Genomic DNA, 23,658 nt, shown 5'->3' on the forward strand with positions numbered 1-23,658 from the left:
GTGGGTGTGGCCGGGCAGGACCCTGGACCGCCTGCAGCGTCGCCCGCCGCGGCAGCGCGACACCGCGCAGGCCGACGACTTCTACGACGCGGTGGCGGCGATCCGTGCGCACCCGTGGTCGGCGGTGCCCGCGGTGTGCTTCGGGGTCCTGGTGGATCTGCTGGGCGCAACCGTGCTGTGGGCGTCGCTTGCCGCGGTCGGCGCCGGTGACCGGCCGCTGGTGGCGCTGGTGGCCTACGCGGTGTCGACGCTGTTCGGCATCGTCGGCGTGCTGCCCTGCGGGCTCGGATTCGTCGTATTCGGGGCGACGGCGGTGCTGGCTTCCTACGACGTTCCGGTGGGTGTGGCGGCTGCGGCGGTGCTGGTGTTCCGCGTGTTCGTGTTCTGGTTGCCGCTGGCCGTGGGTGGTCTGCTCGCGTGGCGACTGCGTGCTTCACCCGGACAGCGGAACCGGTTGCGCGGCGCGGCCCACGGGTGATCATCAGCGGGGCGGCGGCGCTTATCATGGCCGCGCGATCGTGGCCGACCGGTCGCGGGAGGTGGACGGAGTTTCGTGCGCGGGGTCGACTACTACGAGTTGCTGGGCGTGGACAGATCGGCGTCCGCCGCGGAGATCAAGACGGCGTACCGGACGCTGGCGCGCACCATGCACCCGGACGTCGGCGGCACCGCGGGCACCTTCCGGATGTTGCAGCTGGCCTACGAGACGCTGACCGACCCGGTGCGCCGCGCCGACTACGACGGCGAGACCACGGCCGAACCGGAGCCGGAACCGGCGGATCCCGCGCCCGCGCAGGGCAGGCGTGCGGCGTCGCGCCGCTGGGTCTACCGCCCCGGCCGCCGGGACTTCGGCGACGATCCGCAATTCACCCCGCCCGCGGTGGACCTGCGACCCGGCGACGTCCCGTGGTGGCACGAGGTGGATCCGGCCGAGCGGGTGCGCTACGTACCGGTCACCGCGCCGGACCGCACCGCGACGATGGCGTTGGCGGGCGGCTGGGTCCTGCTGGCGTTGGCCGGGCTGCTGGTCGGGCTTTCCGGCGTGGTGCTGGCGCTGTGGTTGTCGGTGCTGGTGGCGACCGGTGTCGTCGTGCTGGTGCTGCTGCGGCGGTTGTTGGAGTCGCGGCGCACGGACAGGCTGTTCGACGCCGATTTCTGCGGGGTGGTCTTCGGCGGCACGGCCGAGGAAGAGGTCGCCGCGGACGAGGCGGTCAAGCGCCACTCGGCGGAGCTGTTCGCCGATCACCTGACCCGGCTGCCCGGCGCGCGGATCTTCCACGGACTGGCCTGGCCGGGCTCGGTGTTCGCGGACGTCGATCACGCTGTGCTGTGCGGGCGGCGGCTCGTGCTGGTGGACTCCAAGCGCTGGCTGCCCGGCCATTACGAGGTCGACGACGACGGCACCGTCTACCGCAACGGGCACTTGTTCCGCGGCGGCACCACCCGCCTCGCCGAGGGCGTCGCGGCGTTCGAGGCGCTGCTGCCGGAGGTCGAGGTCCGCGGGGTGCTGCTGCTGTACCCGAACCGCGCGGGCGAGATCACCATCGGCGACCCGGACGCGGACGCGGTGCTGGAGACATCCACTCCGGAGGACTTCGTCTGCGACCTCGGCGAGTGGCTGGCCGACGACCCGGCGACGGTGGACCGCGAGGCGTTCTCGACGTTGCTCGCGCAGGTCGTCACGCACTGAGCCCGCACTGTTCACCATCGTGTGAGTCCGGGTTCGTTGCCCGAGGTGGCCGGGTACCAGGAACGTGGGTTCCCGACATTTCGCCAGTCCGGGAGGTCAGCGCGCGATGGTCAGCCCCCAGTTCTCCGCCACCGGCGGCAGTTCCGATGAGCCCGCTCGTACCGCGGATCCGGCACGCACCGAGACCGCTGCTGCCACTGCGGACGCAACACTCACCGAAGACGCAGCACTCACCGAGGAAGCAGGAGCCCGCCGCCGTCCTCCGCTGATGTCCGGCCAGCGGTCCTCGGCCGCGCACTTCGCGGTCTACATCTTCGTCCTGGTGCCGTTCCTGGCGCTGCTGGCGGCGGTGCCGCTGCTGTGGGGCTGGGGCCTGACGTGGTGGGACCTGGGACTGGCCGGCGGGTTCTACGTGATCACGATCCTCGGCGTGACGGTCGGTTTCCACCGCTACTTCACGCACGGCGCGTTCCGCGCCAAGCGCTGGCTGCGCATCGCGCTGGCCGTGGCGGGCAGCATGTCGGTGCAGGGCCCGGTGATGCACTGGGTCGCCGATCACCGCAGGCACCACGCGTTCTCCGACCGCGAGGGCGATCCGCACTCGCCCTGGGCGTTCGGCACCTCGCCGGTCGCGCTGGCGCGGGGGTTCTGGCACGCGCACATGGGGTGGCTGTTCGAGCGGGACCTCACCAACCGGGAACGGTTCGCCCCGGACTTGATGAACGACCGCGACATCCGCCTGGTGCACCGCCTGTTCGGGCCGCTGACGCTGGCCACGCTGCTGCTTCCGGCGGTGATCGGTGGCGTGGTGACCGGCAGCTGGTGGGGCGCGTGGACGGCGTTCTTCTGGGCCGGGCTGGTGCGGGTGGCGTTCCTGCACCACGTGACGTGGTCGGTGAACTCGATCTGCCACATCATCGGCGAGCGGCCGTTCCGCAGCCGGGACAAGGCGGCGAACTTCTGGCCGCTGGCGCTGCTGAGCATGGGTGAGTCCTGGCACAACCTGCACCACGCGGACCCGACCTGCGCCCGGCACGGGGTGCGGCGCGGGCAGCTGGACATCTCCGCGCGGGTGATCTGGTTGTTCGAGAAGCTGGGCTGGGCAAGCCACGTCAAGTGGCCGACGCCGCGCCGGGTGGCCCGGCTGCGCCGGGGCGCGGCGGACTGATCAAATCCCGGTTCCGCCGGTTGGGATTGCGTTCCCGGCGGTTGACACCTTTTCCGGGCCGGTGTTGCGATGCTCGACGTGCTACCCGCCCTGTTCACCAGACGACGCCACGTGGATCTGCTGCGCGTGGCGACGCAGGGCTGTCGCTGCCGGGACTGAGAGCGGCGCCCGCGCGCAGTTCTCTCCTTTGTGGACAGTCATTCGACCGCCGGTGCGCGCCCACCCCACCGGCCGTTCCTGGTGAGGAGAACCCGTGTCCACCGTCCTGGTCATCTCCGGCAGCCCGTCGAAGACCTCGAAGACCGAACGAGTAGCCGACCACCTCGCCCGCCGCCTCACCGCCGAGGGCCGCCCGGCGCAGCACCTGCGGCTGCGCACGCTGCCCGCCGAAGCGCTGCTGAGCGCCGACACCGCGGACGCCGAGATCGCCGAAGCCGTCGAGCAGCTGCGCCGCGCCGACGGCGTCGTGCTCGCCACCCCGACCTACAAGGCCGCGTACTCCGGGCTGCTGAAGGTCTTCCTGGACCTGCTGCCGCAGTTCGGCTTCGGCGGCAAGGCGGTGCTGCCGCTGGCCACCGGCGGCAGCGTGGCGCACGTGCTGGCACTGGACTACGCGCTGCGCCCGGTGGTGAGTTCGCTCGGCGCGCGGCACGTGGTGCAGAGCTTCTTCCTGATCGACAAGCACCTGACCGTGACCGGCGACGACCTCACCATCCACGAGGAAAGCGCGGGCCCGCTCGACGACGTGCTGGAGCAGTTCCACAAGGCCCTCGACGGCGTCCCGCACGACAGCGTGCTCGGGCGCTCGGCGTGATCGGCGGTGCCGAGCTCGACCGATCCAGCTGAGCGAACAGACCGCTCACCCGGTGCTGCGCCCGCGCGATGAGCCGCACCGGCCGAGCCCCGTCCGGACGACGCGGCCCCACCACTTCTCGGGAGAAAGCCTGATGTCACTCACCTTCCACTGGTTCCTGCCCACCTACGGCGACAGCCGCTACCTGGTCGGCGGCGGGCACGGCGTGGCCACGCACACCGCCGCCGGATCGCGCCCGGCCCCGCTGGGCTACCTCGGCCAGATCGCGCGCAGCGCCGAGCAGCTGGGCTTCGAGGGGGCGTTGACGCCGACCGGCGCGTGGTGCGAGGACGCTTGGCTGACCACCGCGATGCTCGCGGAGGTGACCGAGCGGTTGAAGTTCCTGGTCGCGTTCCGCCCCGGGCTGCTCTCGCCGACGCTGGGCGCGCAGATGGCCGCGACGTACCAGCGCCACTCCGGCAAGCGCCTGCTGCTCAACGTCGTCACCGGCGGCGAAAGCCACGAGCAGCGCGCCTACGGCGACTTCCTGGACAAGGAGGGCCGCTACCAGCGCTGCGACGAGTTCTTGGAGGTCGTGCACCGGTTGTGGCGCGGTGAGCGGGTCGACTTCAGCGGTGCGCACGTGCACGTCGAAGGCGCCGAACTGACCCGGACCCCGGACCCGGTGCCGGATGTCTACTTCGGCGGTTCGTCCGCTGCGGCCGGAACGGTCGCGTCCAAGCACAGCGACGTCTACCTGACCTGGGGCGAGCCGCCCGCGAAGGTTTCCGAGAAGATCGAGTGGATCCGCGGGCTCTCGGCTGCGCAAGGGCGCAAACCGCGGTTCGGCATCCGGCTGCACGTGATCAGCCGGGACACCTCCGAGCAGGCTTGGGCCGAGGCCGAGCGGCTGGTCGGCGCGCTGGACCGGGACACGATCAACAAGGTGCAGGCGGGGCTCAACCGCAGCGAGTCCGAGGGCCAGCGCCGGATGCTGGACCTGCACGGCGGCTCCGCCTCGGATCTGGAGATCTACCCGAACCTGTGGGCCGGGGTCGGGCTGGTGCGCGGCGGCGCGGGCACCGCGCTGGTCGGCAGCCACGCCGAGGTCGCCGAACGGATCGAGGAGTTCCACGCGCTGGGCCTGGACGAGTTCATCCTCTCCGGTCATCCGCACCTGGAGGAGGCGTACTGGTTCGGCGAGGGCGTGCTGCCGATCCTGCAGCGCAAGGGCCTGTGGCAGCACCCGGCGGGAGTCTCCGGCGAAACCGCCGGTCAGAGCATCCCGTTCGCCGGATCGCCGGAACCCGCGCCCGCTTCCTGATCCGGAACTCCTGGTGCGTCGGCTGAACCGCAAGAGGTTCAGCCCGTCTCGAGCACGGGACTCCTGGCGGTAGGCCGCCTGATCACTCATCCGAGTGGAGCGCGGGTCGATCGGCCCGAGCCGGTGCGCGGATCTTGTAGCGTCCGCCTCCGATCTCGGCAAACCCGGCGGCCCGCACCCGCCCACTCGATGGAGTCGACGTGACCTATTACGCCCCGACCAGCATCCGCCAGGTCATCGAGACCGTGCAGCAAAGCGATCCCGGGCAGCGGCGCAGATTGCAGCAGGAGTGGCACGAGCTCGCCGAGGCGCTCGCGGTGATGCTCACCGCGCACCACCTCAGCGTTCCGCACGAGTGGAAGGAAGTTCCGCAGTGCGCCGATTCGTGATCCTCTCCGCGCTCGGGTCCGCCGCCGCGCTCGGCTACGCCGGAGTGCGGCGGCTCGGCCGCTGGCTGGACGCGCCGATCGCACCCGAGCCCGCCGTCAACGAGCCGGGCTCCGGCGCCCGCGAGCGGCGAGCGCCGGAGCAGCGCGTCATCCGGTGATCGACTGCACGGTCGGCAGGTAGCCCTCGGCGTGGCCGGCCACGTTGGGGTGGAAGGATTCCGTCAGCGGACTGCTCGGCCCGTTGATCCACTCGGAGCCGCCGCACACCCCGTGCCCGGCGAAGTTCTCCCGCGGGTCGGCGTAGCTGAACCCGGCGGACTCCGCCTGCGCCGAGATCACTTCGGCCAGCACGTCCGACCCGGCGTTGATGCTCTTGCGCTTGGCTTCGGTGTAGCCGGGGATGTCACAGTCGCCGAGCTCGTTGACGTGCGGATAGCCGACGACCACGACTTCCGCGTTCGGGGCGGCCGCGCGGATGTTGTCGTAGGTGGTCTTGAGCTTGCCGGGCAGCTCGTCGCGCGCCTTGGCCTCGCCCGCGGCGACCGCGGAGGCGCAGCCCTCGTCGCTGCCGAGCAGGCAGCTGCTGATGGTCTTGGCGAACCCGACGTCGTTGCCGCCGATCTGCACCGTGACCAGCGTGGTCTCCGCGGACAACGCGCCGAGCTGGCCGGCGTTGAGGTCGTCGGTGGTGTCCCCGGAACAAGCGGCGAACTCGAACGACGCGGGGCTGTTCGCGTCCGCCAGCAGCTGCGGGTACGCCTTGGGGCCGCGCTGGCAGTCGCCGCTGTCCTCGAAGTACTCCCTGGTGCCGGTACCGGAGGCGTAGGAGTCGCCGAGCGCCGCGTAGTGCGCTTCCGCGGCGTAGGCCGGTGTGCCGATCATCGCTGTGCCGACGGCGACGGTGCTGACCGCTACGGCTGCCGCGAACCTGCGAGCAGCCCCCCGAAATTGACGCATGGAACCCTCCGCACGAAGAAATGTGGGCCGTACGGATCGATTGAACGTCGAGGCCGCGGCGCCATCGGAGATTTGGCGCATTGCCGCCGGTAACAATTAAGCGACTTTCTCGGCGACGCCCAGGAAAATGAATGGAAAGCCATTCGATCGAGGGAATCATGCGCAATTCGACTACGCTGAGTCGATCATTTTACCGGTTCGATTCAACACCTTCGGCGGTGCCCGGCGTGGACGGTCCCTGCTCCAGTTCGCGCAGCGAGCGGCCCGCCGAGTCGGGCATCCCGAGCAGCCCGATGACGGAGAACAGCACCAGCATCCCCATCATGATCGCGGACATGCCCGCCACCCCGAATGACGAGGCGATCATGAGCGGCACCAGCAGGCTCCAGAACCCCAGGAAGATCCGGGCGAACGCGAACGTGAGGCCCTGCGCGGTGGCGCGCAACATCGTGGGGAACATTTCCTGCGACCACAGCTTGTAGAACGACTCGCCGGCGAACGCCGCGCCGATGCCGAACAGCGCCACGTTGGCCACCGCCACTCCGGTCCCGATCGGCAGGAACACGAAGCAGCCGAACGCCGCCACCTGCATGAGGGATCCGGCGGCGAAAACGGTCCGGCGCCGCCGCCCGTCCGCCAGCTGCATGAAGCCGAAGGCGACCGCGAGCATCGTGAGCGCGTAGTTGAGGACCTGGATCCCGACGCTCGTCGCCTGATCGGCGTTGCCGGCGCGCTGCAGGATGTACGGCAGGAACGCGCCCGCGGTTCCCGCCGCGGTGTTCCACAGCACGTAGATCGCGCCGGTGAACACCAGCGCCCGCAGGTTGTTCCCGGTGAACAGGTCGCGCAGCCGGCCGAGCGCCATCGGGTCCCCGGAGCCGCGGGCCCGCTCGCGAGCACGCACCCAATGCGCGGACTCGACCATGCTCCGGCGCAGGTACCAGGTGACCACCGCGACCACGAATAGGTGCGCGAACACGATGCGCACGCCGAGCAATCCCAGCGGTGCCAAGGCGAACGCCAGCAGCGCGGTCAACATCGGCCCGAGGCTCCAGGCGACCTGGGTCAGCCCGATCAGCTTGCCGCGGGACCGGCCGGGTGCGAACTCGGCGATCAGCGCCAGCGAAGTCGGCAGGTCGGCGCCGACCGCGAGACCCACGATGACGTAGCCGATGAACAGCATCGGCGTGTTCACCGCGAACACGATCCACAGGATGCCGAACGCGAACACCAGCAGGTCCCAGGCGTAGATCCGCTTGCGGCCGTACCGGTCGCCGAGCCTGCCGCCGATCAGCGCGCCGACGGCCGCGGAGATCGCGTTGGAGCTGAACGCGGTGAGCAGGCCGACGGTGCCGGCGCCGAGCCCGAGATGGCTCTCCCACAGCGGCAGTCCGGCCGCCGCGGCGACGATCGATCCCGCGTCGATGTAGGAGGCCATCGAGGCGAGCGCGGTCCACTTCCAGATCTTCCGGCTGGGCTTGCCCGCGGTGGCGTCCGCGCTTTCGCCCGGCGCGCTGCTTGCCGCGGTGTCCATCGGGTCACTTCCCGCCATTCGCCGTTGAATGCCGTCCGCCGAAACGCGTGCCGACGTGCACGTGTGAGAACTCGCCGAATCGCAGCGACGCTAGATCGGCGGCCTGCCCCGGTCAACCACCATCCGGGCACCGGCCGACACGCCCGCGCACCACTCCATTCCTTTCCGAGTGAACGGCCTGTTCGACCATTCTTCTCGGACCAGCGGTCCGTTCCCTCGGCACTGTCCGGGTTCTGATTGGGCTGATCGGGTGGCCAACGGGTGTGTCGGGCAGGTTCCTGGTGGATTGGCGGAAGCGCCGGTCACTCCGCGGATTTGGCGAGCGAGGAACGACGCACCACCAGTTCCGGCTCGTAGACGACCTGCTGGTGCACATGCTGCTCGGCGCCGGCGGTGTCGGCCAGCAGCAGCTCGGCCGCTTTGTACCCGATGCGGTGAGCGGGCTGGCGCACCGAGGTGAGCGGCACGGCAGCGGCGGAGGCGAACTCGATGTCGTCGTAGCCGACCAGCGCGATGTCCTCCGGAACCCGCACGCCCGCGGCGAACAGCGCCTGCAACAGCCCGAGCGCGAGCAGGTCGTTGGCGCAGAACACCGCCGAGGGCCGATCGGGCCTGCCGAGCAGCCGCGAACCGGCGTCGCGCCCGGAGGCCACGTCCAGCGCCGGCTCCTCGATCGTGCTCAGCAGGTCCTCGTCCAAGTCGCAGTCGCGGAATGCCTGCAACGCACCGACGTGGCGGTCCCGGCACTGCGACAGGTGCGCGGGCCCGCTGACGTAGGCGATCCGCCGATGCCCGTGATCGACGAGGTGCCGCACCGCCAGCGCTCCCCCGGCGACGTCGTCGACCGAGACCGAACAGCACCGCTCGCTGGAGATCTTCCGGTCCACCAGCACCGACGGAATCCCTTGCCGCTGCAACGAATCCAAGCTCGTGCCGTGCTCGTCGGCAGGCGTGACCAGCACGCCGCGCACGCGCTGCTCGGCGAACAGCGACAGGTACAGCGCCTCGGCGGCCGGATCCTGCGCGGAGTCGCACAGCATCACGCCGAGCTGCTGCTCCCGCGCCGCGGCTTCCACACCGCGAGCCACGTCGACGAAGAACGGGTTGCCGATGTCGAGCACCAGCAGCGCCAGCATCCGGCTGTGCCCGGCTCTGAGCTGGCGGGCGGATTCGCTGCGGACGTAGCCGAGTTCGTCGATCGCGGACTGCACCCGGCTGCGGGTGCTCACCGAAACCCGGTCGGGCCGGTTGAGCGCGTTGGACACGGTCGCCACCGAAACCCCGGCGCGCTCGGCGACGTCCTTGATGCTGACCATGCCTCCAAGGGTGCCGAATGCGGGCCGACCGCTGCGCAGCGGCCTCCACACCTCGCCAGCGCCGCAGCACCGCGCTGGGTGAACGGACCGTTCGACCAATCTAGTGGGACGAACAGTCCGTTCACTCCTTGCCGTTGGAGCGGTGGAGGTGGGGCGCGGACGGTCCGAGCGTCGCACTGCACGTACTTCCCGCCAGCGCCATGCGATGGACGCTCGCGCATAATGGCGCGTTCGTGCTGTTCGAGTTCGAGCAAGCGCGCCCACGATCCATCTTGAGCACTTCCGCGGTCCAACGTTCCTCTACGACTGGAGAACGACCGGAAATGAAGACATCGATCACCCGCTGGAAGAAGTCCACCCGCTCGGGACCGAACGACAACTGCGTAGAAATCAGCCGAACCGCCGACGGCGGTGCCGCCGTTCGCGACACCAAGGACCGCGCCGCCGGGCACTTCACCGCGAACGGTGAGCAGTGGTCGACGTTCCTGTTTGCGATCAAGGACGGCCGCTACGACCGCTGAACGGCACAACTCCTTGCCACGCCCCGGAAGCCGCGCGCGTTTCCGGGGCGTTGTGCGTTGCGGTGCCGAACGGCTCAGACCTTCAGGCCGAGCCAGTTGGTGAAGTGCGCGATGCTGTCGGACTTGCGGCGCTCCGCGGTGGCGATGGCGCGGGCGGTTTCGCGCACCTGCGGGTGGTAGCGGGTCTGCTGCGGCGCGATGCGGCGAGCGTTGTTCAGCGCGCGCAGCGCGTTGCCGTGGTCGCCTGCCAGCACCCAGGCGCGGGCCACGTCCTGCCAGTGGTGGCCGATGCGGTTGGCCGGCATGTCATCGGGCAGTTCCAGCGCGAAGCCGTCGCGAGCCGCGCGACCCGGATCACCCGCTTCCAGCGAGACCGCGACATCGTGGATCTCGACGTTGCCCGGGCCGAAGTTCGTGTCGTAAGCGCTCGAGCAATGCCCGAGGCGCGCGCCGATCGCGCGGGCGTCGGCGATGTGCTCCCGAGCCCGGGCCACGTCGCAGTCCCGCGCCGCGATCATGGCACCGCGCAGGTGCGCCGATCCGCGCAGTGCCAGCACTTCCTCGCTTTCGGGCCGCGCCGCCAACAGGTTCAGCGAATGCCCCACGAGCTTCGCGCCGGTGTCGTAGGCCGCGCAGGACATCAGGATCAGCGCGCGGTGCTGGGCGGCGTGCGCGGCCAGCAGCGGATCGTCGCTGCGTTCGGCGGAGTTCTCCATCTGATCCACCGCCTGGGTGGCCAGCGTGATCCACCCGAACCGGTAGAGCAGTTGCGCGGTGTTGGCGTATGCCTGCGCGAGCTGCCGGTAACCGCGTTCGCGCGCCGAGTCCGTGGTGGCCTCGCGCACCGCGCCGCCCAGCCTGCGCAGCAGCGCCGGAGTCAGCTCGATGCCTTGACGTGCCCGGTCGGAGTGCCGCAAACTCCTCGCCTTGGCGAGTTCGGCGGCCAGTTCCGCAGGTGGTCCCGGGTCCAGCGATGCCGCGTAGCGGCCTTCGGCGAACAGCGTGCGCAGCTCCGTCAAACCCGGTGGCACGCCACCGTCGTCGTCGAGGGTCTGCCGGTACGGCTGGCCGTAGAGCTCTTCGGGCTCGATGCCGAGTGCGCGGGCGATGGCGGCGACGAACGCGGGCGAACCGGGCTCCCTGCCCTGTTCGACGGCGCGGACCATGCTGGTGCTGTAGTTCGCGCGCTGCGCCAGCGCCTGCTGGTTGAGCCCGGCGACCTTCCGCGCCATCGCGACCCGCTCACCGAGGGCGAGTCCCTGATCCGGCCGAGCCACCGTGCTCCTTCCGTCCACGTCCGTTGCGGAACACCAGACTAGGTGACACACGTTGGTGTGGCATCCGGTGCGCGCACTGTCACAAGCCTGTCACTCCATAGTGCGGGAGAGCCGTAGATTGCGGAGAAAGCGATCACCTACCGTTACCAAGTCAGGTGATAGACGTGTCCGCATCCCGCGAATCCGGATCCGAGCCGGAAGTGCTCGGCGCCGAACCGCCCCCCGAACGAACCGTGCTCAACGTGCGCTACCGCGCCGGTGTCGTCGGCGAACGCTCCCGCGTGGTGCACGCAGCCGCCTGGACCCCGCGGGGCGTGCTGATCACCTTGTGCGGGATGCCGCTGGATCCGTCGCTGATCGAGGAATCCACCGGAATGCCGTGCATGCGCTGCGTCCGCATCGCCGCCGAACGCTCCACGCAGGACAACCCGGCCATCGACGACGGGACCTGACGCACCGCCACTTCGTGATCATCCCGAGACCGATCGCGACGCGGTTTGCGGCATCCTGAACCGCATTCACGAGGCGATCGGAGGAGCGGGGATGGACCGGCAGTGGGTTCCCGAGGACGTCGACATCAACACGCCCAGCGCGGCTCGCGTCTACGATGCGCTGCTCGGCGGCGGGCACAACTTCCCCTCCGATCGGGCGTTCGCCCGCGAGGCCGAACGGGTGTATCCGGGTCTCGGCACCTCCGCCCGAGCCAACCGCGCATTCCTGCGCCGCGCCGTGCTGCACGCGCTGGACGCCGGTGTGCGGCAGTTCCTCGACCTGGGCTCCGGAATCCCGACCGTCGGCAACGTGCACGAGATCGTGCACGCGGTCGACCCCACCTGCCCGGTCGTCTACGTCGATTACGAACCCGTGGCCGTGGCGCACAGCGACCTGCTGCTCAAGGAGAATCGCCACGCGACGATCGTGGCCGCGGACGCGCGCGACGCGCAGCACGTGCTCGCACATCCCGAAACGGTGCGGCTGCTGAACTTCGACGAGCCGGTGATGGTGCTGATGCTGGCGCTGCTGCACTTCATCCCGGACGAGGACCGGCCTGCCGACATCGTCGCCAGCTACCGCGAACCGCTGGCTGCCGGCAGCATGATCGCGATCACCAGCGCCGCCAACGACGCGCGGCAGGACGAGCTCGCCGAGCTGACGAAGCTGTTCGCCAGCAGCAGCAACCCGGCCGTGCCGCGGCCGAAGGCGTGGATCGCCGAGCAGTTCGGCGACTTCGAGCTGGTCGAACCGGGCGCGCAGCTGGTCGGCGACTGGCGTCCCGACGAGCGGCTGGACGACGAGCAGCAGGACCACATCGTCTTCGGCGGTGTCGGAGTGCGGCGCTGAGCACCCCGCGGTCGGCACCGACGCGCGCTGGTTCGCACCGTTTTCCGCGCCGGATTCCGCGCGTGCAGGCGCTGATTCCCCTTGCAGGCGGAAATGCCAACGCCGCAGGTCAGCGTCAGTGCGGCACGGAAATCGTCGGCATTCCCACATTTCCCGTGCCGCAGCCGGTCTAGCGACGGCTGCGGCGGAATGCGAACATCCCGCGAATCGATCGACGGAAAGGCGGTTCAGCCGTGCAGGTTCTCTGGGGTGCCGGCGGCATGGTGGTGCTGCTGCTGGTCGCGTTCGCGCTCTCGACCGACCGCCGGGCGATCCGGCCGCGCACCGTGTTCGGCGCGCTGGCCATCCAGCTCGTGTTCGCGTTCGCGGTGCTGCGCTGGGAAACCGGCAAGCAGGTGCTCAGCACCGTCTCGGCGGGCGTGCAGCGGGTGATCGACTCCTCGAAGGAGGGCATCGACTTCCTGCTCGGACCGGTGATGCCCACCGACGGCAGCACCGTGGTCGCGTTCCAAGTGCTGCCGCTGATCATCTTCATCGCTTCGCTGTCCGCGGTGCTCTACCACTTGAACATCCTGCAGTGGGCGGTGCGGATCGTCGGCGGGGCGCTGCGCGCGGTGCTGGGCACGACGCGAGCGGAGTCGCTCAACGCCACCGCCAACATCTTCCTCGGGCAGACCGAGGCGCCGCTGGTGGTGCGGCCGTACCTGAAGGGCATGACCCGCTCGGAGTTCTTCGCCGTGATGGTCGGCGGACTGTCCACTGTGGCTGGATCGGTGATGGTCGGGTACGCGCTGCTGGGCGCGAACCTGGACCACCTGATCGCGGCCAGCTTCATGGCCGCCCCCGCCGGGCTGCTGATGGCGAAGATCATCGTGCCGGAGACCGAGCGCTCCGCCGAAGCGGCGGACGGCAAGCGACCGACCACGTTCGGCGACGTGGCGGGCAAATTCGGCCGCGGCAAGGCGCCTTCGAAGACGTTCGCCGCGGACTCCGAGCAGCCCGCGGCCGAGTCCGGCGACTCCGCGCGGACCCCGGACGACTCGGCACCGACTGCCGCCGAATCCGCGCCGCGCAGCAGCGAAGACGTCGACGACAGCGAAGCGCTGGAGACCAAACCGCGCAACGTCATCGACGCCGCGGCCACCGGTGCCTCCGACGGGCTCAAGCTCGCGTTGAACGTGGGCGCGATGCTGTTCGCGTTCGTCTCGCTGATCGCGCTGCTGAACCTGATCCTCGGCGCGGTGGGCGGGCTGTTCGGCCTGCCGGAGATCACCTTCGAGGGCCTGATCGGATACGTCTTCGCCCCGCTCATGTGGGTCATCGGGGTGCCGTGGTCGGAGGCCGTGGCCGCGGGCGGGTTCGTCGGGCAGAAGCTGGTGCTCAACGAGTTCGTCGCGTTCACCGACTTCGGCCCGCAGGCGGCGAGTTTCGACCCGCACACCGCGATCATCATCACCTTCGCGCTGACCGGGTTCGCGAACTTCTCGTCGTTGGCGATCCTGCTCGGCGGTCTCGGCGGGCTGGTCCCGTCGCGGCGCTCGCTGATCGCGCAGTACGGGATGCGCGCCATCGCGGGCGGCACCCTGGCGAACCTGCTCAGCGCGGCCATCGCCGGGATGCTCGTCTGAGCGCTCGAGAGGAGTGCAGTTTCTCCTGATTCGGGGCGGAGTTCGCGGCCGCCGAGCCGAGCTGCGCCTGCGGTGATCCGCGCGGATGCTCTGGCCGGGTTGCGACCGCGAGGTGGGCACCGCGCGGAACCTAACGGCGCGGTAAGCGGTGCGTTCGCGGCTCCCGGCTTCGGCGCCGCGGCCGCCCGGCGCGGACAATCGCCAGGGCCGAAACCCGACGACGATGGAGTGCAGGCAATGACGACCGTGGCCTTCCTCGGAACCGGCACGATGGGCGCCCCGATGGCGCGCAACCTGCTCAGCAGCGGCTTTGCGGTGCGCGCGTGGAACCGCACCCGCTCGCGCGCGGAAGAACTCACCGCGGACGGCGCCACCGTCACCGACAGCCCCGCCGAAGCCGCACGAGGCGCCGACGTGCTGGTGACGATGCTGCTCGACGCGGACGCGACCGTGGAAGCCGGCCGCGCCGCAGCCGCCGAACTGCCCGACGGAACACCGTGGCTGCAAATGGGCACGATCGGGCTGGACGGCCTCGCGCGAGTCGCCGAAGTGTCCGGGTCCACCGCGCTGGTCGACGCGCCCGTGCTGGGCACTCGCGCACCCGCCGAACAGGGCACGCTGGTCGTGCTGGCTTCCGGGCCGGAAAGCGCCCGGGAACTCGCGCAACCGGTGTTCGACGTGGTCGGCGGTCGCACCATGTGGCTGGGAACCTCCGGCGCAGGCGGCGAAGGCACCCGGGTCAAGCTCGCCGCGAACAGCTGGGTGCTGGCGCTGACCAACGCGGTGTCCGAATCCATCGCGCTGGCCGAGAACCTCGGGGTCGATCCGCAGCGGTTCCTGGAAGCCATCGAAGGCGGCGCCGTCGACTCGCCCTACGCGCACCTCAAGGGCAAAGCGATCCTGAACAAGGACTTCACGCCCGCGTTCGGGCTCTCCGGCGCGCTCAAAGACGCCGGTCTGATCGCCGAAGCCGCCGAGGGGCTGCAGCTGGACCTCGCCGCCGCGATCCGGGAACGCATCGCCCGCGCCGTCGAAGCCGGGCACGGTGACGAGGACATGGCCGCGGTCTACTACTCGTCGTTCAGCTGAGTGGGAAGCGCGGCCGCCGCCCCCTGGGGGTCCGGGGCGGCGGCCGCGCAGCCTATTCGCGGTGCACGCCGTAACCGGCGAACCGCTCCGCACAGCGCGCGAGTTCCGCATCGTCGAGCAATCGCGGCTCGCCGGCGCGCTTGGCGGTCAACCACAGCTCGCAGAGCCATTCCAGCTGCCGCGCCCTGTTGTAGGCCCGCGGCAACGTCGAGCCGACCGCGAGCGCGCCGTGATTGCGCAGGATGCACGCTCCCCGGTCGGCCAGCGCCGCGGACACGTTCTCCGCCAGCTGCTCGGATCCGAAGGTGGCGTAGTCGGCCACCCGCACCGCACCGCCGAACTCGGCCAGTTGGTAGTGCACCGCGGGAACGTCGTCGCGCAACAACGACACCGCCGTGGCATGCAGCGAGTGCGTGTGCACCACGGCGTGGGCGCCGTGCCGCTCGTAGGCGGTCAGGTGCATCGGCAGCTCGGAGGTGGGCGGCAGCTCGCCGTCCACCACCTCGCCGTCGAGCGCGACCACCGGGACCTCGGCGACCCGCATGGCGTCGTAGTCCACACCGGACGGTGTCACCGCCACCAGATCGCCGGACCGCACCGAGATGTTGCCGGAAGTGCCCACCACGAGCCGGTCGTCGATCATCTTGCGCGCGACGCGGATGACCTCGGCCCGTTCGGCGGCCAGCACCGGCTCGCTCAACTCGCGGCGCCGGAGTCGTACTCGTTGATCGCCGCGACCTTCTTCGCCGACGAGGAGCTCTCGTCGAAGACCAGGTCCAGCCACTCCGAAGCCAGCAGCCGCGCCAGCTCGATGCCGACCACGCGCTGGCCGAAGCACAGCACCTGCGCGTCGTTGCTCAGCACCGAACGCTGCACCGAGTAGCTGTCGTGCGCGGTCACCGCGCGCACCCCCGGCACCTTGTTCGCGCTGATCGCGACGCCGAGGCCGGTGCCGCAGATCAGCAGGGCCCGGTCGGCCTCGCCTTCGGCGACCTTGCGCGCGGCGGCCACCGCAACGTGCGGGTAGTCGGTGTGCTCATCGGAGCCGACGCCCACGTCGGTCACCGAAGCGACCCGGGAGTCCTTCTCGAAGTCGGCCTTGATGGCTTCCTTGTACTGGTACCCGGCGTCGTCGCCACCGACGATGATGCGCCAGGGAGCGTTCTGCTCGGTCATGATCCTCACTTCACCTCTTGCGCGTCGGATTCGGTTCCTGCCGTCAGCACCCCGGCGACCTGGTTGAGCGCCATCGCCAGAGACGTGGCGCCCGGGTCGGGGGTGCCGACGCTGCGTTCCGCCAGCGGCCGGGCGCGGCCGGTGCGGGGTGTGAGCTCGGCGGTGCGTTGGGCGGCCGCGGTTGCCTCGTGGGCCGCCCGCTGCCACGCCTGCGGCCCGTCCTGCCCGTCCTGCACGGCCGCGTCGAGCTCGTCGACGAACGGGTCCATGGCGTCGACCAGCGTCTTGTCGCCCAGCTCGGCGCGGCCGAGGCGGCGCACCGCGGCCAGCGCGGCCTTCGCTCCGGCGAGCAGATCGGCCGCGGCCACCGCGCGGTCGTCCGGCAGCAGGTCGCCGAAGGAGCGCAGGCCGGCGCCCCACAGCGCGCCGGAAGTCCCACCGGCCTTGGCGGCCCAGCCGTCCCCGGCGGCCACCAGCACCGCGGCCGGGCCTGCTCCGCGCTTGGCGGCGGCCGCACCGGCTTCCACCGCAGCGGCGCTGCCGCGGGACATGCCGCGACCGTGGTCACCGTCCCCGGCCACGGCGTCCATCCGGCCCAGCTCGGCTTCCGCCTCGTGCAGGTCGTCGCTGATCGCGCGGAGTGCGGCGACCACGGCCTTCGAGGTGCGCCTGCCCGCCTCCGGAGCGAGGGCGGTGGCCTCTTCGACGACCTCCTCGGCCTCCTCGACGACCTGGTCGTCCACTTCGGACGCAGTGACGCTGCCCCTGCGGTAGGCCGGGCTGTCGGCCGGAGCGGCGTAGAGCCGTTCCAGCTCGGGGTCCAGCCAGGTCAGCGTGAGCGAACAACCGGCCATGTCCAGGCTGGTGACCAGCTCGCCGACCTCCTGCTCGACGACCTGCACGCCTGCCTCGGCCAGCAGCCGGGAGGCGGTCTTCCACACCACGAACAGCTCTTCGTACTTCGTGGCGCCGAGTCCGTTCAGGATCGCCACCACCCGCGGCGTGCCCTCGACTTCCGGCGCCTCGGCCAGCACCCCGTCCACCAGGGTGCGGGCCAGCTCCGCGGCCGACGGCATGTCCACTTCGGACACACCTGGTTCGCCGTGGATCCCGAGGCCCAGGCCCATCCGCCCCTTCGGAACCTCGAACAGCGGTTCCGAGCTGCCGGGCAGCGTGCAGCCGTCGAAGGCCACGCCGAGGCTGCGGGTGCGGTCGTTGGCGTGCTCGCCGACGCGGACCACCTCGTCGAACGAGTAGCCCTCCTCCGCGGCCGCCGAGGCGACCTTGAACACCACGAAATCGCCCACCACACCACGGCGTTTGGCGATGTCCTCGGCACCGGCGCTGGCCACGTCGTCGGTCACCACGACGTTGTGCGCGCGGATCCCGGCGCGTTCCAGCCGTTCCACGGCCAGCCCGAAGTTCATGTTGTCCCCGGCGTAGTTGCCGAACGAGAACACCACGCCCGCGCCGTTGTCGGCGGCCTTGCCCACCGAGTAGGCGTCCTCCGCGGACGGCGAGGTGAAGATGTTGCCCACCACGGCCCCATCGGCGAACCCGTTGCCGACCACGCCGCAGAACGCCGGGTAGTGCCCCGAACCACCGCCGGTGACCACGGCGACCTTGCCGCGGCGCGCCTTGCGCGCCCGCACCACGCCGCCGCGAACCTCCCGCACGTAGCCGGGATTCGCGGCGACGAAGCCGGACACCATGTCTTCGCTGAACGACGCCGGATCGTCGTAGAGTCGCGTCATCGCGCTGCTCCTCCTTCGGACCGCCACACTGGCCGCGCCCGGTCGATCGACTCCAGATATGCGCGGTACCCGCGCTCGTAAAACTCCGCCGCGGCAGGATCCGGCGACACCGTGCGCCGGGCCGCCGCCCACTGCTCGCGGTCCACCGGCTCGCCCAACGCATCCCACGCGGTCATCGCCGCCCCGCGGGCGCCGACGCCTGCCTCGTGCGGCACGTGCAACGGGCGGCCGAGCATGTCGGCGAAGATCTGACCCCAGGTCGCGGAACGCGCCCCGCCCCCGCAGGCCGAAACCGAACCGGTCAGGCCCGCCGCCTCCAGGTTGTGCCGCGCGGCGTAGGCCATCGCCTCGCACAACGCGCGCACCAGATCGGCAGGAGTGGTTTCCAGCGACAGGCCGGTGAACTGGCCCCGCGCGTGCGGCTCGACGAACGGCGCCCGCTCACCCGACGATGCCAGGAACGACAGCGCCGAGACCCCGTTCGCGCCCGGGCGGCTGGCGCCGAGCATGGCGTCCAGGTCGGCCACCTCGGCCCCGACCATGCGCAGCACCCAATCCAGGTTCGCGGTACCCACCATCGCGGGCATCACCCGCAGGAAGCGGTCCGGCCGGGGACCGGCCACCCACATGCCCGCCGCCTCCCCGCACGGGTCGATGACCACTTCGTCGCGCAGCACCTGGCAACCCAGCGTCGTGCCAATCACCAGCGCACCGTCGCCGACCGCGTCGATGCCGGAGCCGAACGCGCACGCGGGCAGGTCGAACGGGCCCGCCGAAACCGGCAGGCCGGACGGCAACCCGAGCAGTTCGGCGCTGCGCGCGCCGAGCGCGAACAACTTGCCCGGCGGGGCCGGTTCGGCCAGCAGCCGACGGTGCTCGGACAACCCGCACGCGGCCAGCGCAGCAGCCGAGTAGGTGCGGCTGGGCACGTCCAGGAACGGCATCGACGCGTCCGAAGCGTCCACCGTGATCTCCCCGGTCAGCCGCTGCACTATCGCGTCCACGCAGTAGCCGGCGACTTCCGCGCGGCGCAGCCGGTCCGGCTCGTGTTCGGCGACGTGTGCCAGCAGCGGCGCCGGCGAACCGGGGAACAAACCGGCACCGGTCAGGCCGTGGACCGCGCGTCGCACACCCGTCTGGTCCCAACGCTGCAGCACACCCGCAGCGCGGGCGTCCATCCAGGACACGCCGGGCCCGACCTGCCTGCCCGTGGCGTCGCGCAGCCACAGGCCATCGCCCTGGCCGGTGATCGCCAGCGCCTGCACCCGCTCGCCCGCCTCGGTGATGATCGAGCGGATGACCTGCACCGCCGAGTCCAAGACCTCGTCGAGGTCCTGCTCGACCCGGCCACCCGGCAGCCGGTGCAACGTGCTGCGCGTGCTGTGCGTGACCCGCGCGGACCCGTCGCGTCCGAGCAGCGACGCCTTCGTCACCGACGTGCCGACGTCCACCCCGATGATCATGGCCGTAGACCTTCGAACCGTGCCAGCACTTCCGGATTGGCCACGTACCGGGGCCGCCGCCCGTCCAGAAAGCGCGCCACATCACCGGCGACGATGTCCGCCGCGCGGTGCGCGGTCTGGCGGGTCGCACCGCCCAGGTGCGGCGTGGTGATCACGTTCGGGGAGTCGAACAGCGGCCACTCGCGCGGCGGCGGCTCGATGTCGTAGACGTCCACCGCCAGCGCGCCCAACCGGCCGGACTTCAGCAGTCCCGGCAGCGGCGCGTAGTCGAGCAGGCCGCCGCGCGCGGAGTTCACCAGCACCGCGCCTTCCGGCAGCAACGCCAAGTTGTCCGCGTTGAGCAGGTGCTCGGTCTCCGCGGTGAGCCGCGCGTGCAGGCTCACCACGAAGCTGCTGCGCAGCAGCTCGTCGAGCCCGACCAAGCGCACCCCGTCGTGCTCGGCCTCTTCCGGCCGCACGAACGGGTCGGCGACCTGCACTCGCGCGCCGAAGGCGTGCAGTACGCGGGCCACGATGCGCCCGATGGCGCCGTAACCGACCAGGCCGACGGTCGAACCCGCCAACTCGATCCCGGCGTTGTCGTAGGCGTAGTAGTCGCCGCGCCAGTTGCCCTGCTTGAGCTCGGCATCCGATGCCGGAATGCGTCGCAGCGCGGCCAAGATCATCCCGACGGCGAACTCCGCAGCCCCCGCGGCGTTGCGGCCCGGCGTGTAGCTGACGATCACGCCGGCTTCGGTGGCGGCAGGCAGGTCGACGTTGATCGGCCCGCCGCGGCAGACCCCGAGCAGCTTCAGCTCGGGGCTCTTGCCCAGCACTTCGGCGGTGAACGGAGCCATCTGGGTCATCGCCACCGCGGCCCCGCCCAGCACTTCCAGCACTTGCTGCTCGGTGCCGCTGGCCTCCCGGACCCCGCCGACGGGACCGAACGGTTCCACCGGCCACGGCAGCTTCAACTCGGCGAACTCGAGGTCGCGGCCACCGGCACGGGCGCCCAACGCGTCCACGAACAGCTCGGGAGCCACGAAGTGGTCGCCCGCGGCGAGCACCTTGGTCATCTCCGGAGGCTCCTTCGTTCAATGAGGTTCGTTCAATGAGGTTCGTCCGATGGGGCGCGGCTCAACCGGCGACGGCGGCCGACAGCGAGTCGAGCAGGTGCAGCCGGACCTCGTCCAGGTCCGCGGCCACGAATCCGGCCGCGGCCAGCGCGTCCTCGGCGGGCGGGTAGTCGGGGCTGGGGATGGCCACCACGGTCATGGCGGCCGCCGCCGCGGCGCGCAGCCCGTTGCTGGAATCTTCCACGGCCAGGCAAGCCTGCGGGTCCTGCGCGAGCCTGCGCGCGGCTTCCCGGTACACGTCCGGGCTGGGCTTGCCGCGCGGGACCTCCGCGCTCGAGACGGTCGCGGCGAAGAACTCGGTGAGCCCGTGCCGATCCAGCACGGCATCGATGAGCCTGCGCGGCGCCGAGGAAGCCAGCGCGATCGGAGCGCGCGCAGCGACCTCGGTGATCATGCGCTCCGCACCGGGCAGCAGCTCGATCTCACCGCCGTGCAGCGCGCCGATCATGTCGTCGACGACCAGCCGCTCGGCCGCGGCGGCGGACTCCTCGGCCACGCTGAACCCGGCCAGGAACGCCGACCACTCCGGCGCGCTCATGCCCTGCACCTGGCGGGTCTGCTGCGCCGTCCAGGTCCGGCCGCGCGCGGCGGCGAACCTGCTCCACCTCCGCTCCCCCAGGTGTTCGCTCGCGCCCAGGACGCCGTCCACGTCGAAACCGACAGCCCGGTGCGCAGCCACCGCCGCGCCGTTCGGCTGCGTCATCGCACTACCCTCCCGCTCGCTCGCGACCCAAATTAACACCGTGATGGTTAAGTGTCACGACTTGAGTGGTATTTCTGCCCATCTCCGGCCCGGCACTCTGGTTCCGGCCTCGGTAAGGGGCAAGATGACGGTCATGGTGTCCGCATCGAAGAAGCAGTCCCCTCGGCTCGTGCGCCAGCAGCAGATCATCGACCACGTCGTCGCCGGTGGTTTCGCCAGCGCCGCCGAGTTGTCGACGATGGCCGGGGTCAGCCTGATGACGGTGCACCGCGACATCGACGACCTGGTCAGCCGCGGACTGCTGCGCAAGTTCCACGGCGGGGTCTCCGCCCAGCCATCGACCGTGTTCGAGAGCAGTTCCGACTTCCGGCTGCACACCCACACCCGGGAGAAGGAAGCGCTGGCCGCCGCGGCACTCCCGCTGATCACACCCGGCATGTCGGTGATGCTGGACGACTCCACGACCGGCCTGTCCCTGGCCAGGCAACTCGCCGACGTCGGCCCGCTGACCGTGGTGAGCAACTACCGCCAAGTGCACGAGGCGCTGCGGGAATCGCCGGACATCCGGCTGATCGGCATCGGCGGCGAGTACTCCCGCACGCACGACTCCTACATCGGGCTGCCCTGCCAAGAGATGATCAGCGGGTTGTCGGTGGACATCATGTTCCTGTCCACTTCGGCGATGAACGCGACCATGACCTTCCACCAGGAGCAGGAGATCGTGCTGGTGAAACGCGCGATGATCGCGACCGCCAACACGCGGGTGCTGATGATGGACGCCAGCAAGGTCGGCCGCGCAGCGCTGCACCGGGTGGCCCCGGTCGGCGACTTCGAGCACGTGCTGCTGGCCGGGGACCCCGGCGCCGAGCTCGTCGAGGCGATGCGCGAGCACTCCGAGGTGCGGCTGGTCCCGGTGGACTGAGCTCGCGGGCCTCGTGTTCACAGCACGGCAGGTTATTTTAACATCATCATTGATAGCCGGATCACTCGGACAGCCGAGCGCACGGGTCGTCCGGCCCGCGCCTCGCCGGTCGTGTGCGGCCCGGTCCGCCGCAGCCGGCCATCGGTACCGCATGCTGCGCAGCCAGGTCGCGTACGGTTCGTCCAAGCTCACCATCGGATCGTGCTGCGCATACCGCGCGAATATCCGACGCTTCACCGCCACGACTTCCGGTGCCAGGTTGGGCGGCGAGTCCGCGACGTTGTATCCGCGGTAGTGCCGAATCTGCTCGACTCCGTGCAGCCGCAACGCCGCCTGCGCGAACCGGGTGGTCATCACGTGGTCGGTGTGATCGTGCTCGGGCCAATGCGACTGGTAGCGAACGTCCGGCGCCGGGTCTTGGGTACGCAGCACCGTCGGGTCGAGCCACCGGAACAACGCGGCCAAGGCATCGATCAGGTCGCGTCGGTCGAACTCGGAGGCAGCGGACAACCCGGAGCCCTGCGGCAGCAGCGAACGTGTCCGGCCCCCGTCGGTCCACAGTCGACTCAGAGCGTGCTTTCCGCCGACCACCCGGGGATCGTTGTCGTCCGGCAGGTTCAGGAAAACCAGCCGCACCGCAGGCCGATCCTGCAAGCGGTACACCTCGGCGAAGCGTTGCGGACCGAGTTCGACTACCTCGTAGCGCCACCGATCGACGACGCCCGCCATTTCGGCGAACGCGGCGCGCGTGCCGGCCTGCCGATCAGCGGCGTAACGCTCCGATGGCCGCACGTCGCTCTCGCCCGCGGTGACGTACACCGTGGTCGTCGGCGCTCCGGAACGCACCGAGGTCAGCAGATCCGGATTCATGAACAGGATGTCGTCGTCCGGATGCGCGACGACCTGGACGTAACGAGCCTGTCCTGCTTGCTGCGCCCACGCCGAAGGTCCGAGCAGCACGGCAAGACACACGATCACGGCGATCCACCTGCAGAAGTTCACGACCACACCGCCTTCCGCGAACCCAGCACGGCCAGCACCGCCCCTGCCCCCGCGAGCACCAGGCAGCCGGGATAGCCGGGCGGACTCCAGGTCAGCCGCAGACTCCCGGCACGAGCACCGGGTGGGACGGAAACCTCGACCAGGCCGGCCGAGGTCGCACGCAACGGCACCCGAGCTCCGTCCACAGTGGCCTGGTATCCGGGCCAGGCGAGCCGCGCGAACACGATCCGCCCACCAGTGCGGTCCACCGCGGAGAACCGCACGTCTTCAGTTCGAGCTCCCCGCTCGACATCCGATTCGACCCGGACACCGCGAGACGCACCGACCCGGCCATCCGGCCACGCGGGGGCCGCCACCCGATCGAGGCGCGTGACCACGTCGTTGCGCTGCACCACGCGCCAGCCGGGCGGCGGTACCGGCGCATCGATCAGCTGCCGCTGCACGACGACGTGCCGGACCTTGAGCTGATCGGCCAGCGGCACCCCGGTCTCATCGA

23 protein-coding genes and 2 pseudogenes are annotated in these 23,658 nt (G+C 70.6%); 13 read left to right on the forward strand and 12 right to left on the reverse strand.

Features of this window, described 5'->3' with window-relative positions; all coding sequences use genetic code 11:
* The 7 genes from IJH84_RS10635 to IJH84_RS10665 form a co-directional block, all read left to right on the forward strand.
* Positions 1-478: lysylphosphatidylglycerol synthase domain-containing protein (locus IJH84_RS10635; protein ID WP_295143399.1), on the forward strand; the 478-nt coding region annotated here is incomplete at its 5' end.
* A gap of 75 nt (positions 479-553) precedes the next feature.
* On the forward strand, positions 554-1,690 hold the full coding sequence (locus IJH84_RS10640; protein WP_200073002.1) for a DnaJ domain-containing protein: 1,137 nt from the start codon (positions 554-556) through the stop codon (positions 1,688-1,690).
* 268 nt (positions 1,691-1,958) lie between these two features.
* Complete coding sequence (locus IJH84_RS10645) at positions 1,959-2,858, forward strand: acyl-CoA desaturase (RefSeq protein ID WP_295143447.1); 900 nt, start codon at positions 1,959-1,961, stop codon at positions 2,856-2,858.
* Positions 2,859-3,111: 253 nt separating this feature from the next.
* Positions 3,112-3,672, forward strand: coding sequence for an NADPH-dependent FMN reductase (ssuE, locus tag IJH84_RS10650; protein WP_200073003.1), 561 nt, complete (start codon positions 3,112-3,114; stop codon positions 3,670-3,672).
* Positions 3,673-3,805: 133 nt separating this feature from the next.
* Positions 3,806-4,975: an LLM class flavin-dependent oxidoreductase gene (locus tag IJH84_RS10655; protein WP_295143405.1), complete on the forward strand. Its 1,170-nt coding sequence runs from the start codon at positions 3,806-3,808 to the stop codon at positions 4,973-4,975.
* Positions 4,976-5,175: 200 nt separating this feature from the next.
* Positions 5,176-5,364, forward strand: coding sequence for a hypothetical protein (locus IJH84_RS10660; RefSeq protein ID WP_200073005.1), 189 nt, complete (start codon positions 5,176-5,178; stop codon positions 5,362-5,364).
* Positions 5,349-5,522 (forward strand): hypothetical protein, encoded by a 174-nt coding sequence (locus tag IJH84_RS10665; protein ID WP_200073006.1) that lies wholly within the window; start codon positions 5,349-5,351, stop codon positions 5,520-5,522. Before IJH84_RS10660 ends, IJH84_RS10665 begins: the two co-directional genes overlap by 16 nt.
* Here the strand turns inward: IJH84_RS10665 and IJH84_RS10670 are convergent.
* The 3 genes from IJH84_RS10670 to IJH84_RS10680 form a co-directional block, all read right to left on the reverse strand.
* Positions 5,512-6,321, reverse strand: coding sequence for an SGNH/GDSL hydrolase family protein (locus tag IJH84_RS10670; RefSeq protein WP_200073007.1), 810 nt, complete (start codon positions 6,319-6,321; stop codon positions 5,512-5,514). The genes IJH84_RS10665 and IJH84_RS10670 overlap by 11 nt on opposite strands.
* A gap of 190 nt (positions 6,322-6,511) precedes the next feature.
* On the reverse strand, positions 6,512-7,855 hold the full coding sequence (locus IJH84_RS10675) for an MFS transporter (protein WP_295143410.1): 1,344 nt from the start codon (positions 7,853-7,855) through the stop codon (positions 6,512-6,514).
* Positions 7,856-8,157: 302 nt separating this feature from the next.
* Complete coding sequence (locus IJH84_RS10680) at positions 8,158-9,171, reverse strand: LacI family DNA-binding transcriptional regulator (RefSeq protein WP_295143412.1); 1,014 nt, start codon at positions 9,169-9,171, stop codon at positions 8,158-8,160.
* Positions 9,172-9,404: 233 nt separating this feature from the next.
* Here IJH84_RS10680 and IJH84_RS10685 point away from each other — a divergent pair, with 233 nt between their 5' ends.
* Positions 9,405-9,692, forward strand: a complete 288-nt coding sequence (locus IJH84_RS10685; protein ID WP_367269009.1) for a DUF397 domain-containing protein — start codon at positions 9,405-9,407, stop codon at positions 9,690-9,692.
* A 74-nt stretch (positions 9,693-9,766) separates the two neighbouring features.
* Here the strand turns inward: IJH84_RS10685 and IJH84_RS10690 are convergent, their stop codons facing one another.
* On the reverse strand, positions 9,767-10,969 hold the full coding sequence (locus IJH84_RS10690; protein ID WP_295143415.1) for a helix-turn-helix transcriptional regulator: 1,203 nt from the start codon (positions 10,967-10,969) through the stop codon (positions 9,767-9,769).
* Positions 10,970-11,133: 164 nt separating this feature from the next.
* Here IJH84_RS10690 and IJH84_RS10695 point away from each other — a divergent pair, with 164 nt between their 5' ends.
* From IJH84_RS10695 to IJH84_RS10710, 4 genes are all read left to right on the forward strand, one after another.
* The gene (locus IJH84_RS10695) at positions 11,134-11,421 is read left to right on the forward strand and encodes a hypothetical protein (protein WP_200073009.1); all 288 of its coding nucleotides are present in this window, start codon (positions 11,134-11,136) and stop codon (positions 11,419-11,421) included.
* Positions 11,422-11,512: 91 nt separating this feature from the next.
* Positions 11,513-12,310: an SAM-dependent methyltransferase gene (locus IJH84_RS10700; protein WP_295143420.1), complete on the forward strand. Its 798-nt coding sequence runs from the start codon at positions 11,513-11,515 to the stop codon at positions 12,308-12,310.
* A gap of 233 nt (positions 12,311-12,543) precedes the next feature.
* Positions 12,544-13,938, forward strand: a complete 1,395-nt coding sequence (locus IJH84_RS10705; RefSeq protein WP_295143422.1) for a NupC/NupG family nucleoside CNT transporter — start codon at positions 12,544-12,546, stop codon at positions 13,936-13,938.
* A 237-nt stretch (positions 13,939-14,175) separates the two neighbouring features.
* Positions 14,176-15,027 carry an NAD(P)-dependent oxidoreductase gene (locus IJH84_RS10710; RefSeq protein ID WP_295143424.1) on the forward strand — a complete coding sequence of 284 codons (852 nt, stop codon included), beginning with the start codon at positions 14,176-14,178 and terminating at the stop codon, positions 15,025-15,027.
* A gap of 52 nt (positions 15,028-15,079) precedes the next feature.
* Here IJH84_RS10710 and IJH84_RS10715 read toward each other — a convergent pair whose 3' ends face one another.
* From IJH84_RS10715 to IJH84_RS10740, 6 genes are all read right to left on the reverse strand, one after another.
* On the reverse strand, positions 15,080-15,727 hold the full coding sequence (locus IJH84_RS10715; RefSeq protein ID WP_200073013.1) for a class II aldolase/adducin family protein: 648 nt from the start codon (positions 15,725-15,727) through the stop codon (positions 15,080-15,082).
* Positions 15,724-16,203, reverse strand: a complete 480-nt coding sequence (locus IJH84_RS10720) for a ribose-5-phosphate isomerase (protein ID WP_295143429.1) — start codon at positions 16,201-16,203, stop codon at positions 15,724-15,726. The genes IJH84_RS10715 and IJH84_RS10720 overlap by 4 nt, the downstream gene beginning before the upstream one ends.
* Positions 16,204-16,208: 5 nt before the next feature.
* Positions 16,209-17,957 (reverse strand): dihydroxyacetone kinase family protein, encoded by a 1,749-nt coding sequence (locus IJH84_RS10725; RefSeq protein ID WP_295143432.1) that lies wholly within the window; start codon positions 17,955-17,957, stop codon positions 16,209-16,211.
* Positions 17,954-19,420 carry an FGGY-family carbohydrate kinase gene (locus IJH84_RS10730; RefSeq protein ID WP_295143435.1) on the reverse strand — a complete coding sequence of 489 codons (1,467 nt, stop codon included), beginning with the start codon at positions 19,418-19,420 and terminating at the stop codon, positions 17,954-17,956. The genes IJH84_RS10725 and IJH84_RS10730 overlap by 4 nt, the downstream gene beginning before the upstream one ends.
* Complete coding sequence (locus IJH84_RS10735) at positions 19,417-20,475, reverse strand: 2-hydroxyacid dehydrogenase (protein ID WP_295143438.1); 1,059 nt, start codon at positions 20,473-20,475, stop codon at positions 19,417-19,419. The genes IJH84_RS10730 and IJH84_RS10735 overlap by 4 nt, the downstream gene beginning before the upstream one ends.
* Positions 20,476-20,536: 61 nt before the next feature.
* Positions 20,537-21,238 carry an HAD family phosphatase gene (locus IJH84_RS10740; protein ID WP_295143442.1) on the reverse strand — a complete coding sequence of 234 codons (702 nt, stop codon included), beginning with the start codon at positions 21,236-21,238 and terminating at the stop codon, positions 20,537-20,539.
* Between the two features lie 133 nt (positions 21,239-21,371).
* Between IJH84_RS10740 and IJH84_RS10745 the strand changes: the two genes are divergently transcribed.
* Positions 21,372-22,160 (forward strand): DeoR/GlpR family DNA-binding transcription regulator, encoded by a 789-nt coding sequence (locus tag IJH84_RS10745; protein WP_200073019.1) that lies wholly within the window; start codon positions 21,372-21,374, stop codon positions 22,158-22,160.
* 339 nt (positions 22,161-22,499) lie between these two features.
* On the opposite strand, the pseudogene IJH84_RS29255 reads toward IJH84_RS10745, so the two are convergent.
* Positions 22,500-23,168: pseudogene (locus tag IJH84_RS29255) on the reverse strand (PIG-L family deacetylase); the annotation flags it as partial.
* Positions 23,159-23,658 (reverse strand): annotated as a pseudogene (locus IJH84_RS10750) (GtrA family protein); the annotation flags it as partial. The pseudogenes IJH84_RS10750 and IJH84_RS29255, both read right to left, overlap by 10 nt.

Source organism: Saccharopolyspora sp. (assembly GCF_017434145.1).
GTDB lineage: Bacteria > Actinomycetota > Actinomycetes > Mycobacteriales > Pseudonocardiaceae > Saccharopolyspora_C > Saccharopolyspora_C galaxeae.

Coding starts and splice junctions, on each gene's coding strand:
- IJH84_RS10740 (WP_295143442.1), bottom strand. CDS start 21,238: ATGACGCAGCCGAACGGCGCGGCGGTGGCTGCGCACCGGGCTGTCGGT.
- IJH84_RS10675 (WP_295143410.1), bottom strand. CDS start 7,855: ATGGACACCGCGGCAAGCAGCGCGCCGGGCGAAAGCGCGGACGCCACC.
- IJH84_RS10735 (WP_295143438.1), bottom strand. CDS start 20,475: ATGACCAAGGTGCTCGCCGCGGGCGACCACTTCGTGGCTCCCGAGCTG.
- IJH84_RS10720 (WP_295143429.1), bottom strand. CDS start 16,203: ATGACCGAGCAGAACGCTCCCTGGCGCATCATCGTCGGTGGCGACGAC.
- IJH84_RS10725 (WP_295143432.1), bottom strand. CDS start 17,957: ATGACGCGACTCTACGACGATCCGGCGTCGTTCAGCGAAGACATGGTG.
- IJH84_RS10655 (WP_295143405.1), top strand. CDS start 3,806: ATGTCACTCACCTTCCACTGGTTCCTGCCCACCTACGGCGACAGCCGC.
- IJH84_RS10730 (WP_295143435.1), bottom strand. CDS start 19,420: ATGATCATCGGGGTGGACGTCGGCACGTCGGTGACGAAGGCGTCGCTG.
- IJH84_RS10745 (WP_200073019.1), top strand. CDS start 21,372: ATGGTGTCCGCATCGAAGAAGCAGTCCCCTCGGCTCGTGCGCCAGCAG.
- IJH84_RS10700 (WP_295143420.1), top strand. CDS start 11,513: ATGGACCGGCAGTGGGTTCCCGAGGACGTCGACATCAACACGCCCAGC.
- IJH84_RS10710 (WP_295143424.1), top strand. CDS start 14,176: ATGACGACCGTGGCCTTCCTCGGAACCGGCACGATGGGCGCCCCGATG.
- IJH84_RS10645 (WP_295143447.1), top strand. CDS start 1,959: ATGTCCGGCCAGCGGTCCTCGGCCGCGCACTTCGCGGTCTACATCTTC.
- IJH84_RS10680 (WP_295143412.1), bottom strand. CDS start 9,171: ATGGTCAGCATCAAGGACGTCGCCGAGCGCGCCGGGGTTTCGGTGGCG.
- IJH84_RS10670 (WP_200073007.1), bottom strand. CDS start 6,321: ATGCGTCAATTTCGGGGGGCTGCTCGCAGGTTCGCGGCAGCCGTAGCG.